Below are 12,706 nucleotides of genomic sequence, written 5' to 3'. Positions count from 1 at the left end.
ACACACCTCCTACGCGAAGTCTGGCGCGTTCGTTGCGTGTAGCGGGGAATTGAGTTGCCCGAAGACGTCCCGGTCCTAAGGTTGGCCGGGTGACCCGTGAAGTAGACGCCCGCACCGACCGCTATGTCGAGGAGCTCTGCGCCCTCGACCCGCTGACCGCGACGTACGTCGGTGTCGCCGGCCACGACGCGGAGCTCCCCGACCTCTCCCCCGACGGGATGCAGGCGGTGGAGGAGCTCAACCGTTCGGCCTACGCCGACGTGGCCGCGATCAAGCCGGTCGACGAGCGTGAGCAGGTCGCCAAGGACGCGTTCCTGGAGCGGGTCGGGCTCGACATCGAGTTCGCCGACGCGCAGCTGGACCGGAAGTTCGTCTCCGTCATCACCAGCGGCATCCACAACCTGCGCGAGGTCTTCGACCTGATGCCGACCGGCACCGAGGACGACTGGGCCGCGATCGGCGCCCGGCTGGCCGGGATGCCGACCGCGGTCGCGGGCTACACCGCGACTCTCCGGGAGGAGGCCGCGGCCGGACGGGTCTCGGCGACAGCTCAGTACGAGAAGGTCGCCGACCAGATCCTGAGCTGGACCGGGCAGAAGGGCGCCGGTGACTTCTTCACCGGTCTGGTCTCACGTGCGCCCGAGGCCGTTCCTGCGTCCCTGCGCGCCGAGCTCGAGGCCTCGGCGGCCAAGGCCAACGAGGCGTTCGCCGAGTTCGGGCGGTTCATGGCCGCCGACCTGGTACCCAACGGGCTGCCGAAGGAGGCCGTCGGGCGCGACCACTACCAGCTCTCCTCCCGGCGCTACCTCGGCGCCGAGATCGACCTGGAGGAGACGTACGCCTGGGGTTGGGAGGAGCTCAAGCGACTCTCCGACGACATGGAGGCCACCGCCGACCGGATCCTGCCGGGATCGAGCGTCGTCGAGGCGGCGGCCCATCTCGACAAGGACCCCGCGCGGCAGCTGACCTCGACCGCAGCGCTCAAGGAGTGGATGCAGACCGCCGCCGACCGCGCCATCGCGGAGCTGGCCGACGTGCACTTCGACATCCCCGAGCCGGTCCGGCGGATCGAGTGCATGATCGCGCCGACCACCGACGGTGGGATCTACTACACCGGCCCCTCCGAGGACTTCTCCCGGCCCGGCCGGATGTGGTGGTCGGTGCCCGAGTCGGTCACCTCTTTCGGCACCTGGCGCGAGCTGACCACGGTCTACCACGAGGGTGTACCGGGCCATCACCTCCAGGTCGCCCAGACCGCCTACCGCGCCGAGCTGCTCAACCGCTGGCAGCGGCTGATGTGCTGGGTCTCGGGCCACGGCGAGGGCTGGGCGCTCTACGCCGAGCGCCTCATGGACGATCTCGGCTACCTGGACGACCCCGGTGACCGTCTCGGCATGCTCGACGGCCAGTCGTTCCGGGCGGCGCGGGTGATCATCGACATCGGCATGCACCTGGAGCTGAAGATCCCGGAGGACAACCCGTTCGGCTTCCACCCCGGCGAGGTGTGGACGCCCGAGCTCGGCCGAGAGTTCATCGGGCAGCACTGCCTGATGGAGGACGCTTTCCTCGACTTCGAGGTCGCCCGCTACCTAGGCTGGCCGGGCCAGGCCCCGTCCTACAAGGTCGGGGAGCGGATCTGGCTCCAGGCCCGCGAGGACGCGCGCGCTCGTGCCGGCGCCGCGTTCGACATGAAGGCCTTCCACCGCGCGGCGCTCGACCTCGGGTCGCTCGGCCTCGATCCTCTTCGGGCGGCGCTCGGGCGGCTGTAGTTCTGCGGGGTTGGTCAGAAGACTTTGGTCGTACGCGGGTGCTGCTTCGTCTGCGCTGCTGTTTCCACGGGGTTGGTCTGGGCCGCCGACCCGTTCTTTGAGGGTCTCTCGATCTGGACCGGCGTCAAGGACGCCCTTCGGGCGCCGCCTTCGCCGGCCGCTTCGCGGTCCTTGACTCCGGACCAGATCGAGAAAAGACTTGGCTGGCTATCGGGGCGGCGGCCCGGGTGTGGCCACGGCACACTCACCCACGGAAAGTGACCGCTCCACACCTACATCAGCCATGGGGTCTCCGCGTGAAAGAAGAATTTCTTTCACCCACCCACCAACCCCACCCCGGCCGAGGCGGCATCTTGCGGCGAACGAAAATTCGTTCGCCTCCACCACTGCCCGACTGACCAGACGAAACACCAACCAGAATCCCCAAGCCCGTGCCCAACCCAAACCTCCGCGCCAAACCCCTGCCGCCGACCCGATAGCCAGCCAAAAATTCTCGGCGACGGCCGGTGTCAAGGCGATGTATCGAGCTTGTCGAGATGATCGCCGCAGGCGACCGGCGTCAGCCGGCGGCCGAAGGCCGTCCTTTACTCCGGACGCCGCCGAGAACACCCTCCAAGACAGGGTCGGCGGCAAACCCCAACCACAAAAACACGGCCCCCAACAGAGAAGGAAAAACCGACCTACCCCCGCCGAGTCAACACCCGCTGCGCAACGACAAACACAAGCACCAGCACCCCGATCGTGATCCGAGTCCACCAAGAGGACAGCGTGCCGTCGAAGGAGATGAAGGTCTGGATCGTGCCGAGCACGAGCACCCCCAGCAGCGACCCGATCACGAACCCACGGCCGCCGGTGAGCAGCGTGCCGCCGATGACCACGGCAGCGATCGCGTCGAGCTCCATCCCGACCGCGTGCAGGGAGTAGCCCGAGAGCGTGTAGAGCGCGAACAGCAGCCCGCCGAGCGCCGCACACAGCCCGCTGATCGCGTACACCCCGACCTTGGTCGCCGCCACCGGCAACCCCATCAGCAGCGCCGACGGCTCGCTGCCGCCGAGCGCGTAGACGGTGCGTCCGAAGCGGGTCGAGGCGAGGACGTACGCAGCGACCGCGACGATCACCAGCGCGAAGACCGCCGTCCACCCGAGGTAGTAGCCACCGGGCAGGGTGATCGTGCCGAACGCGATGGCTGAGAAGGTCTCGTCCTTGATCGGGATCGAGTCGACGCTGATCAGGTAGCAGAGCCCGCGGGCGAGGAACATGCCCGCCAAGGTGGCGATGAAGGGCTGGATGTCGAAGTAGTGGATCAGCAGCCCCATCGCGGTGCCGAGCAGGGTGCCGGACAGGAGCACGATCACGATCACCGCGACCACCGGCAGGCCTAGCTCGAGCGTCCGAGCCGCGATCAGCGTCGAGAGGGCCACGTTGGAGCCGACCGAGAGGTCGATCCCGCCGGTGAGGATCACGAACGTCATCCCCACCGCGAGCACGATCAGGAACGCGTTGTCGAGCAGCAGGGTCAGGAAGACCTGCGGGTCTGCGAACCCCTCATAGCGGATCCCGCCGACCCCGAACATGCCGATGAACAGCGCGAACGTGCCGAGCACGGGGAGGTAGCGGCGCGGCGGGCTGTAGCGTGCGACCCGGGCGATGAGCCCGGTCTCGATCGCGGGCACCTGAACACTCATGCGACAGCCTCCTCGCGGCTGGTCGGCGTACGGTCGGTGCGCCGTTGCAGCACCGCTCGCGCCTTCGGCGACTGCAGCAGGCACACGACCACGACCACCAGCGCCTTGAACAGATAGTTCGCCTCGGCCGGGATGCCGATGTTGGGGATGGTCCGGGTGAGTGTGGCGATCAGCATCGCCCCGACCAGGGTGCCGGTCAGCGAGAAGCGACCGCCGGCCAGCGACGTGCCTCCGATGACGACGGCCAGGATGGCGTCCAGCTCGATCCACAGTCCGAGGCTGTTGGCGTTCACCGAGTGGGTGTTGGCGGCGATGATCAGGCCGGCGGTCCCGGCGCACAGCGCCGCGAAGACGTAGACGGTCCAGATGATCGTGCGGGAGCGTATGCCGGCCAGCCGGCTCGCCTCCGGGTTGATCCCGACCGACTCGATGAGCAGGCCGAGCGCGGTGCGGCGTACGACGATCTGGGTGGCCGCGAAGACCCCGAGCGCGATCAGGGCGGCGACCGGGAGGGTGAGCAGGTGGCCCGAGGCCAGCGCGGCGAAGGCGTCGTTGTTGACAGTGGTGATCTGGCCGCCGGTCACCAGCATCGCGATCCCGCGGCCGGCGACCATCAGGACCAGCGTGGCGATGATCGGCTGGATGCCGACCACCGCGACCAGGAAGCCGTTCCACAGCCCCAGCGCGACGCAGACCGCGAGGGCCATCGTGATCGCGATGACGGCCGTGCCCAGGGCTCCGTCGGCGGGACTCTTGACGATGTAGACGCAGGCGACGGCGCCGGCGATCGCCGCCACCGCACCCACCGAGAGGTCGATCCCGCGGGTCGCGATGACCAGCGTCATCCCGATCGCGACCAGCAGCACCGGGGCACCGTTGCGGACGATGTCGACCAGGCTGCCGAAGAGGTGACCGTCCTGGATGCGTACGTTGAAGAAGGTCGGCGTCGCGATCAGGTTGACCACCAGCAGCGCGCCGAGCGCGGCCAGCGGCCAGAAGAGGCGGTGGGCCATCGCGCGGGCGCCGAGCCCCTGGCCCGGTCTGATGTTCTCAGGCATCTGCTCGCTCCTTCTCGGCCAGGCCGCCAGGTTCGCCGGTGATGATCTCGAGTACGTCGTTGACATCGATGCCCCGGTTGGGCCGCTCGGCGATCTTGCGGCGGTCCTTGAGGACCACCAGCCGGTGGCTCAGCCGGAGCACCTCCTCGAGCTCGGCGGAGATGAACACCACGCTCATCCCCTTCTCCGCGAGATCGGCGACGAGCTGCTGGATCTGGGTCTTGGCACCGATGTCGATGCCGCGGGTCGGCTCGTCGAGCAGGAGTACGTCGGGCTCCGTGATCAGCCAGCGCGCCAGCAGGACCTTCTGCTGGTTCCCACCGGACAGACTTCGCATCGGCAGGCTCGGGTCGGCCGGCCGTACGTCGAGAGCGGTCATGAACTCCGTGACCAGCTTCTCGCGGGTGGCCGTCGGGATCGGCCGCAGCCAGCCACGGGTGGCCTGCAGGCCGAGCAGCATGTTGTCGGCCACGGAGAGCTCCTCGAAGACCCCCTCGGCCTTGCGATCCTCGCTGCAGAAGGCGAGCTTGCGGTCGATCGCGTGCCGGGGGCTGCGCAGCCTCCGCCGGCTCGAGCCGCGAACCGTGAGCTCTCCGGTGTCCGGGGCGTCGGCGCCGAACAGCAGCCGGGCAAGCTCCGTACGCCCCGAGCCGAGCAGGCCGGCGATGCCGACGACCTCGCCGGGGTACAGGGTGAGGTCGGTGGCCTCCAGGCTCCCCTTCCGGCCCAGCCCGACCGCACTGAGCACCGGGAGGCGCTGCTCGGTCGCAGCCTCCTCGGATGCCTCGTGCACGGCATGGTCGAGGCGCTCGAGGACCTGGAGGTCGCGGCCGATCATCAGCTGCACCAGCTCCAGCTGGGTGGTCCCCTCGACCAGCCGCTCGCCCACCACCCGGCCGTTGCGCAGGATCGTCATCCGGTCGGAGATGTCGAAGACCTGGTCGAGGAAGTGGGAGACGAAGACGATCGCGGTGCCCTGGTCCCGCAACCTTCGCATCACCTCGAAGAGCCGAGCCACCTCGTCGGCGTCGAGGCTGGAGGTCGGCTCGTCGAGGATCAGGACCCGGGCGTCGGTGTCGACGGCACGCGCGATCGCGACGAGCTGCTGGACGGCGATCGGGTGGCTGCCGAGCTCCGAACCGGGGTCGATGTCGATACCGAGGCCCTGCAGCGAGGCAGCGGCGCGGCGGTTCATCCCCCGGCGGTCGATCGGGCCGATCCCGTTGAAGCGGCGGGGCTCGCGGCCGAGGAGCATGTTCTCGGCCACGGTGAGGTTCGGCACCAGGTTGACCTCCTGGTAAACCGTGCTGATCCCGGCGTGCTGAGCCGCGGCCGGGGTGGCGAACTGGGTCTCGACGCCGGCGATCTCCACCCGACCCGAGTCGATCGTGTAGACCCCGGTCAGGGCCTTGATCAGCGTGGACTTCCCGGCCCCGTTCTCCCCCATGAGCGCGTGCACCTCCCCCGGCAGGAGTCGCAGCGAGACGCTGTCGAGCGCTCGGACCGCTCCGAACGTGATGGAGACGTCGAGCATCTCCACCACCGGTCGGGGTGGCTTCACTTCTGCCTGGCTCATGTCGTACTGGCTCCTGCTGGTCGGAGGGGGCGGCGGCGGATGCTCACCGAGGTGACTCGGTGGGCGCGCGCTTCCCTCGTGGAGTTCCACGAGGGAAGCGACGCCTCACCGAGGCACCCTTCGACAAGCTCAGGACACCGCCTCGGTTGATGGTCAGTACTTGCGGTCGGGCAGCGCCTCAGCGGCCTGCTCCGGGGTGAAGGTGGTCTCCTCGGTGACGATGCGATCGGGGACCTCCTCGCCGGCGACGACCTTCTCGGCGACGTCCATCAGCTGCGGCCCGAGCAACGGGCTGCACTCGACGATGAAGTTGATCTCGCCGGCGGCCAGCGCGGTCATGCCGTCCTTGACCGCGTCGACGGTGATGATCTTGATGTCGGTGCCGGGCTTCTTGCCGGCTGCCTTGATCGCCTCGATCGCACCCAGGCCCATGTCGTCGTTGTGGGCGTAGACGACGTCGATCTTCGGGTTGGACTGCAAGAAGGCCTCCATGACCTGCTTGCCGCCGTCACGGGTGAAGTCACCGGTCTGGGACTCGGTGATCTTGATCTTGGAGTCCGCGGAGATCTTGTCCTCGAACCCCTTCTTGCGGTCGATCGCCGGAGCCGATCCGGTGGTGCCCTGAAGCTCGACGACGTTGACCGCGCCGTCCTTGTCGACGTCGGACGCGTCTGCGTTGTCGACCAGCCACTGGCCAGCCTTCTCACCCTCCTCGACGAAGTCGGAGCCGATGAAGGTGACGTAGAGCGAGGTGTCTTCGGTGTCCACGGCCCGGTCGGTCAGCACGACGGGGATCTTGGCGCGCTTGGCCTCCTGGAGCACCGCGTCCCAGCCGGTCTCGACGACCGGGCTGAACGCGATGACGTCCACCTTCTGCTGGATGTAGGACCGGATCGACTTGATCTGGTTCTCCTGCTTCTGCTGAGCGTCGGAGAACTTCAGGTCGATGCCGGCCTCCTCGGCCGAGTCCTGGATCGATGTGGTGTTCGCGGTGCGCCAGCCACTCTCGGCGCCGACTTGGGCGAACCCCATGGTGATCGAGCCGTCGTCGGCGGCTTCGCTGCCGCCGCACGCGCTGAGCGACATCCCGCCCAAGGCGAGCGCACACAGCCCGATGAGGGTCTTCTTCACTGTCGTCCTCCAGTGTTTTTACTGCGGCGGCCAGTGTGACCGTCGTCACGATGCGACCCAGTGTGAGCGTTAACATCCGCGCGGTCAAGCGGAATGGGAAGATCGGTTCGAATCGGCAGCAGGTCGTCCGGAACTCCCCATACTGTGTGGACCATGACGCTCACCCTGACCCCGGAACAGGCGCGCCGGATCGCCGTCCGCGCCCAACTCCTCGATGCGCGTCGGCCGGTCTCGCTGGTGGAGACGGTGGACCAGCTGACCCTCCTGCAGATCGACCCGACCAGGGCGATCGCGCCGAGCGCGGATCTGGTGGCGTGGTCGCGGTTGGGGGATGCGTACGACCATTCGGATCTGACCTTCGCCCTCGAGCAGGAGCGCTCGCTGGTGGAGTTCTCCAGCTTCATCTTCCCCATGGACGAGATCGAGACGGTTCTCGCTCTGTCTCCCGGCCGGATCCACCCGACGGCGGTCGAGTGGGTGGACGCCAACAAGAGATTCCGTACGCAGGTCCTGGATCGCCTTCGAGCCGACGGCCCCCTCGTGGCCGGCGAGATCGAGGACACCGCCGAGGTGCCCTGGGCCTCGACCGGCTGGACCAACGACAAGAACGTCCTGCGGATGATCGAGCTGCTCAACCGGATGGGTGAGGTCGCCATCGCCGGCCGCCGCGGCAAGCTGCGCACCTGGGACCTCGCCGAGCGCGTCTACCCGTCCGACCTGCGACTTCCGCCGACCGAGGACGCCCTCAGGGTGGAGACGGTGCGCCGGCTGGCATCGCTCGGGATCGCCCGCCCCGGGCGGAAGGACTCCTCCGGCGGCGAGGTGCTCGGCGCCGGGGACGCGGGCGTCCCGTGCGCCGTGGCCGGCGTCGACGGCGAGTGGCGGGTCGACCCCGAGGCGCTGGCCGCCCTCGAGGACGGGTTCGTGCCGCGGGCCGCCCTGCTCTCCCCGTTCGACCGTCTCGTCTACGACCGCGACCGGGCGCTGGACCTGTTCGGGTTCGAGTACGTCCTGGAGATGTACAAGCCGGCCGCCAAGCGCCGCTGGGGCTACTTCGCCCTCCCGATCCTGTACGGCGAGCGGCTCGTCGGGAAGCTCGACGCGAAGGTGGACCACAAGAAGGCGCTGTTGAACGTCTTCGCCGTCCATGAGGACTTCGGCTGGACCGCCGAGATCGGTGACGCCGTCGAGGCCGAGATCGAGGCGCTGGCCGGGTGGCTGGGGGTCGAGATCGTCCACCCGTGACGCGGACCCGAAAACAGGGCAAACCGACGCGAATTGCTCTTCTCCACCTCCTTCGAGGCGCTTACTGTGAACGAACGGGGTCGGAAATCGATCAAAGGAGACGATCCGAATGGCAACGCTCAACCCCTACATCAGCTTCAAGTCCGAGGCCGCTGAGGCGCTCGAGTTCTACCGCTCGGTGCTCGGCGGCACCGTCGAGACGATGACCTTCGACTCCATGGGCGACGCGATGGGTCCGATGCCGCCGGAGGCGAAGGGCCTGGTCATGCACGGCTCGCTGACCCTCGACGACGGCCTCGTCCTGATGGCCGCCGACACGCCTTCGGGGATGGGCATGGAGTACGTCGCCCCGACCGCCGGCGTCACCGTCGCGATGACCAGCGCCGACCCCGCCGACCACCCGCGCTTCGCCGACTACTACGCCAAGCTCTCCGAGGGCGGTACGCCCGGGATGCCGTTCGCGCAGGCTCCCTGGGGCGATTACTTCGGCCAGTTCGACGACAAGTTCGGCGTGAGCTGGATGTTCGACGTCGCCGGCCCCGAGTCCGCACAGGCCTAGACGAAGGTCCGAGCAAAGATCCGTCTTTCGTAGGAGGCGCCGGGCTGCGAGTCGTTTTACCGTCGATACATGCTGATCGCGGAAGACCTGCTGCTGCTCGTGCTCGACGACGAGAAGGGCACGCTCGCCTCGTCCTGGGTCCAGCAGGCGCTGGGCGGAGCGATCCTGACCGAGCTCGTCATGGCGGGCTCGGTCCAGGTCGTCCCGAAGTCCGGGCTCACCCCGGCCAAGGCCATGGCGGTGCCGGGCCGGCGGCCGGACGAGCCGATCCTGGCCGCAGCGTACGATGTGTTGGCGGCCAAGCCGCTGGCGGCCAAGAACGCCGTCACCAACCTCGGCAAGGGCCTGCACGAGGCCCTCGCCGCGCGACTGAGCGACCGCAACATCCTCAGGCGCCGCGACGAGAAGATCCTCGGCCTCTTCCCGCGCACCACCTGGCCGGCCGCGGACTCGACCCACGAGAACGCCGTACGCGGCCACCTGGTCGCCGTGCTCATCCAGGGCGCCGCACCGGACGCACGGACCGGCCCGCTCATCGCCCTCCTCTCCTCCATCGACCTCGCCCACAAGGTGGTCGACACGAGGGCCGTCGGCGCCGGAGCGGTCAAGAAGCGGGCGAAGGAGATCGCCCGGGGTGACTGGGCCGCCAAGGGCGTCAAGGACGCGATGGACGAGGTCACCGCGGTCATGACCGCGGTGATGGTCGCCACCACCGTCACCACGACGACCACCTGACAAAACCCGAGGATCGCAGCCGCGAAGGGGCTGCGATCCTCGGGTTCGTGCGAGGCGGTCAGGCGAAGAACGCCCGCAGGTCGGCGGCGACGTCCTCGGGACGCTCCATGGCCGCGTAGTGGCCGCCCTCGGAGAACTCCGACCAGTGCTGGATGTTGGCGTTGTCCCGCTCGGCCAGCGACCTGATGGTCTGGAAGTCGTCCTTGAAGACTGCGACACCGATCCGGCCCTGGGAGACCTCCGGCTCGCGCTCGGCGTGCCCCTCCTCGTAGTGGTAGCGCGCCACCGAGGCGTAGGAGTTGGTGAGCCAGTAGTAGGTCGCCTGCTCGATGACCTGCTCAGGGGTGACCAGCGAGGTGCCGTTGCCGAAGGACTCGAAGAGCTCGCTGTAGGCCAGCGTCCCGACCGGCGAGTCGGCCAGCGCCGCGCCGATGGTCTGCGGCCGGGAGCCGTTCATGGCGTTGTAGCCGCCGACCGACTGGAACCACTGCATGTGCTCGAGCGCGGCGTACTCCTTCGGCCCGAAGCCCTCGAACTCGCTCGGGTCTCCCGACGGGAACGAGAAGAGCTGCAGCACGTGCGCGCCGAGGAAGCCCTCCGGGTTCAGCAGAGCCAGCTCGCGGCCGACCATCGCGCCGCCGTCGCTGCCGTGCACCCCGTAGGAGTCGTAGCCGAGCCGGCGCATGAGAACGTCGTACGCCTCGGCCGCCCGCTTCATCGTCCAACCGGTGTCGACCACCGGCGTCGAGAGCCCGAAGCCCGGCAGCTCCGGGATCACCAGGTGGAACTCGTCCGTCAGGAACTCGACCATCGGCAGGAACTCCAGGAACGAGCCCGGGTAGGTGTGGGCGAGCAGGAGCGCCTTGGCGTCCGGGTTCGAGGACGGTACGTGGACGAAGTGGATGACCTGGCCGTCGATCTCGGTCAGGTGGTTGGGCACGGCGTTGATGCGCGCCTCGACCGCACGCCAGTCGAAGCTCTTCCAGCGCTCGACCATGTCGGCGAGGTAGGCCGTCGGGGTGCCGTAGTCCCAGGAGTCACCGGGGACGCTGGGCGCGAACCGGGTGCGCTCCAGACGGGAGCGGAGGTCGTCGAGATCCGCCTGCGGGAACTCGACGGTGACGGTGCTGATCTCGGTGTTGACCTGCGTGTTCATGACTTCTCCTTGGTTGTTTCCGACCTTGTGAGACCTACGTTATGAAGGGTTCCGGCAAGCCTGATTCCGGAATTCCACTGGCCCGTGAATCTTTTTTCCCGCACTCTGAGCCTGTGCTGGAAACCTCTGCGCGACTGCTCGCGCTCCTCGGTCTGCTGCAGTCCTCGGCCGGCTGGACCGGCGCCGACCTGGCCACCCGGCTCGACGTCTCCGAGCGCACCGTGCGCAACGACATGACCAAGCTGCGTGACCTCGGCTATCCGGTGGAGTCGGTCCGCGGCCCGGGTGGGCGCTACCGGCTCGGTGACGGCGGGAAGCTTCCGCCGCTGCTGCTGGATGACGAGGAGGCGCTCGCGGTCGCCGTCGGGCTGCGTGCCGCGACGGGCATCACCGGTGTCGCGGAAACCAGTGCCAGGGCGCTGGGCAAGCTCGAGCAGGTGCTGCCCGACCACCTGCGTCGCAAGCTCGCCGCGGTGGTCGATGCGATGGATGCCGGCCCGGTCAACACCGACAGCAACGTCCCCGACCCGGACGTCGACGCCGGCACCCTGCAGGCGCTGGCCACCGCCATCCGGGACCATGTCGGCGTACGCGCCGACTACCGCGACGAACCCATCGAGGTCGAGCCCTACCGGCTGATCGCCTGGCAGCGCCGCTGGTACCTCGTCGCCCGCGACCCCCGCGCCGAAACCTGGCTGCCGCTGCGCGTCGACTGGCTGCGTCTCAAGATCCCCGGCGGGCGCCCCTTCCGTCCGAGCGACCCCTCCTTCGACCTCACCGAGTTCGTCGTACGCGAGGTCGCCCGCACCGGCTGGGCCGTCCACGCCCGCCTGATCATCGCCGCCTCCGCCGCAGAGGTCCTCTCCCGGATCAACCCCGCCGTCGGCACCGTCGAGCCGATCTCCCCCGACCGCAGCGTCCTGGTCACCGGCGGAGACAGCCTCGAGGTCGTGGCCGTCTGGATCGGCATGCTCGGCCTCGACTTCACCGTCGAGTCACCCCCAGAGCTCCGCGACCACCTCAAGATTCTGGCGAACCGCTACGCCGCCGCCGTCGACCTCCCGAACCTGACCAGGTAGGTGCATCCGGCGCGGCTCAGCCGCGGACAGCCTCGACGAACGCGCGCACGAGGGGATGGACCGGGGCTCCAGCAAGGGCGCCGATGTGGGGCTGGAACATGCTGGTGACGTAGAACGGATGGTCCGGGAACTCCAGGACCTCCGCGCCGGCGTCGTCCGCGGTCGCGCCGACGACGACACCGATCTTCTCCAGCGTCGCTACCGCCTCTGCTGTGGGCGCGTAGTTGCAGAAGTGCATGCCGACGAACGGCTCCGGCTGCCAGCCCGCGAAGCGGGTGCCGGGGACCGGGGTCACCAGCCGCTCCTCGCCGTAGAGCGAACAGGCCAACGCGGCAACCGCATTGTCCTCCCCCGCGCCGTCGGACTCGGCATGGGTCGCCGCGGAGCCGAGCACGTTGCGGGTCCACTCCAGCACGGCGTACTGCATCCCACCGCACACCCCGAGAAACGGGATCCCCCGCTCGCGCACGACCGTGAGCGCCGCGACCACCGCAGCGTCATCGGCATAGGGCGAGCCAGGAACCAGCCAGACCCCGTCGTAGCTCGAGATCTCGAACCCCGAGTCGGTCGGCACCCACTCCGTCTCGACCCCGAGCTCGGCCAGCTGCGGCCGAAGCGCGTTGAGCTCCTGATGGCTGCGGTGTCCCCGGTCGTCGCCGAGCAGTGCGATCATGCGCCGAATCGTCCCAGCCATGCCGGGCTCGATCCAACCG

General features: G+C 68.7%; 11 protein-coding genes. 5 read left to right on the top strand and 6 right to left on the bottom strand.

Translation table 11 applies throughout. The features are described 5' to 3' along the window. Positions 1–89 precede the first annotated feature (89 nt). A complete protein-coding gene (locus tag OG801_RS20330) occupies positions 90–1,769 on the top strand; it encodes a DUF885 domain-containing protein (RefSeq protein WP_406030896.1) in 1,680 nt (559 codons plus the stop codon). Between the two features lie 680 nt (positions 1,770–2,449). Here OG801_RS20330 and yjfF read toward each other — a convergent pair. The 4 genes from yjfF to OG801_RS20310 all read right to left on the bottom strand — a co-directional run bounded on the left by yjfF (position 2,450) and on the right by OG801_RS20310 (position 7,219). Further along, positions 2,450–3,454, bottom strand: a complete 1,005-nt coding sequence (gene yjfF, locus OG801_RS20325; RefSeq protein ID WP_355022091.1) for a galactofuranose ABC transporter, permease protein YjfF — start codon at positions 3,452–3,454, stop codon at positions 2,450–2,452. After that, positions 3,451–4,512 carry an ABC transporter permease gene (locus OG801_RS20320; protein ID WP_406030894.1) on the bottom strand — a complete coding sequence of 354 codons (1,062 nt, stop codon included), beginning with the start codon at positions 4,510–4,512 and terminating at the stop codon, positions 3,451–3,453. The genes yjfF and OG801_RS20320 overlap by 4 nt, the downstream gene beginning before the upstream one ends. Further along, on the bottom strand, positions 4,505–6,088 hold the full coding sequence (locus OG801_RS20315; protein WP_355022089.1) for a sugar ABC transporter ATP-binding protein: 1,584 nt from the start codon (positions 6,086–6,088) through the stop codon (positions 4,505–4,507). The genes OG801_RS20320 and OG801_RS20315 overlap by 8 nt, the downstream gene beginning before the upstream one ends. A gap of 153 nt (positions 6,089–6,241) precedes the next feature. Further along, positions 6,242–7,219, bottom strand: coding sequence for an ABC transporter substrate-binding protein (locus OG801_RS20310; RefSeq protein ID WP_355021576.1), 978 nt, complete (start codon positions 7,217–7,219; stop codon positions 6,242–6,244). A gap of 153 nt (positions 7,220–7,372) precedes the next feature. Here OG801_RS20310 and OG801_RS20305 point away from each other — a divergent pair, with 153 nt between their 5' ends. From OG801_RS20305 to OG801_RS20295, 3 genes are all read left to right on the top strand, one after another. Continuing rightward, the gene (locus OG801_RS20305) at positions 7,373–8,464 is read left to right on the top strand and encodes a DNA glycosylase AlkZ-like family protein (protein ID WP_406030891.1); all 1,092 of its coding nucleotides are present in this window, start codon (positions 7,373–7,375) and stop codon (positions 8,462–8,464) included. A gap of 109 nt (positions 8,465–8,573) precedes the next feature. Then, positions 8,574–9,023, top strand: a complete 450-nt coding sequence (locus OG801_RS20300) for a VOC family protein (RefSeq protein ID WP_355021574.1) — start codon at positions 8,574–8,576, stop codon at positions 9,021–9,023. 69 nt (positions 9,024–9,092) lie between these two features. Next, positions 9,093–9,758 carry a GPP34 family phosphoprotein gene (locus OG801_RS20295; protein WP_406030889.1) on the top strand — a complete coding sequence of 222 codons (666 nt, stop codon included), beginning with the start codon at positions 9,093–9,095 and terminating at the stop codon, positions 9,756–9,758. Between the two features lie 58 nt (positions 9,759–9,816). On the opposite strand, the gene OG801_RS20290 is transcribed toward OG801_RS20295, so the two are convergent. Then, positions 9,817–10,914 carry an epoxide hydrolase family protein gene (locus OG801_RS20290; RefSeq protein WP_406030887.1) on the bottom strand — a complete coding sequence of 366 codons (1,098 nt, stop codon included), beginning with the start codon at positions 10,912–10,914 and terminating at the stop codon, positions 9,817–9,819. A gap of 113 nt (positions 10,915–11,027) precedes the next feature. On the opposite strand from OG801_RS20290, the gene OG801_RS20285 reads away from it, so the two are divergent. Beyond that, positions 11,028–11,993, top strand: coding sequence for a helix-turn-helix transcriptional regulator (locus OG801_RS20285; RefSeq protein ID WP_406030885.1), 966 nt, complete (start codon positions 11,028–11,030; stop codon positions 11,991–11,993). Positions 11,994–12,009: 16 nt separating this feature from the next. On the opposite strand, the gene OG801_RS20280 is transcribed toward OG801_RS20285, so the two are convergent. Continuing rightward, positions 12,010–12,666 carry a glutamine amidotransferase-related protein gene (locus OG801_RS20280; protein ID WP_406030884.1) on the bottom strand — a complete coding sequence of 219 codons (657 nt, stop codon included), beginning with the start codon at positions 12,664–12,666 and terminating at the stop codon, positions 12,010–12,012. Positions 12,667–12,706: the final 40 nt, after the last annotated feature.

The sequence above is a fragment of the Nocardioides sp. NBC_00163 genome, assembly GCF_045206295.1.
Lineage (GTDB): Bacteria > Actinomycetota > Actinomycetes > Propionibacteriales > Nocardioidaceae > Nocardioides.
The sequence above is the reverse complement of the archived record's forward strand: the minus strand, read 5'-3'. Positions and strand labels throughout refer to the sequence as shown.

Coding starts and splice junctions, on each gene's coding strand:
- OG801_RS20290 (WP_406030887.1), bottom strand. CDS start 10,914: ATGAACACGCAGGTCAACACCGAGATCAGCACCGTCACCGTCGAGTTC.
- OG801_RS20305 (WP_406030891.1), top strand. CDS start 7,373: ATGACGCTCACCCTGACCCCGGAACAGGCGCGCCGGATCGCCGTCCGC.
- OG801_RS20300 (WP_355021574.1), top strand. CDS start 8,574: ATGGCAACGCTCAACCCCTACATCAGCTTCAAGTCCGAGGCCGCTGAG.
- OG801_RS20315 (WP_355022089.1), bottom strand. CDS start 6,088: ATGAGCCAGGCAGAAGTGAAGCCACCCCGACCGGTGGTGGAGATGCTC.
- yjfF (WP_355022091.1), bottom strand. CDS start 3,454: ATGAGTGTTCAGGTGCCCGCGATCGAGACCGGGCTCATCGCCCGGGTC.
- OG801_RS20295 (WP_406030889.1), top strand. CDS start 9,093: ATGCTGATCGCGGAAGACCTGCTGCTGCTCGTGCTCGACGACGAGAAG.
- OG801_RS20320 (WP_406030894.1), bottom strand. CDS start 4,512: ATGCCTGAGAACATCAGACCGGGCCAGGGGCTCGGCGCCCGCGCGATG.
- OG801_RS20280 (WP_406030884.1), bottom strand. CDS start 12,666: ATGATCGCACTGCTCGGCGACGACCGGGGACACCGCAGCCATCAGGAG.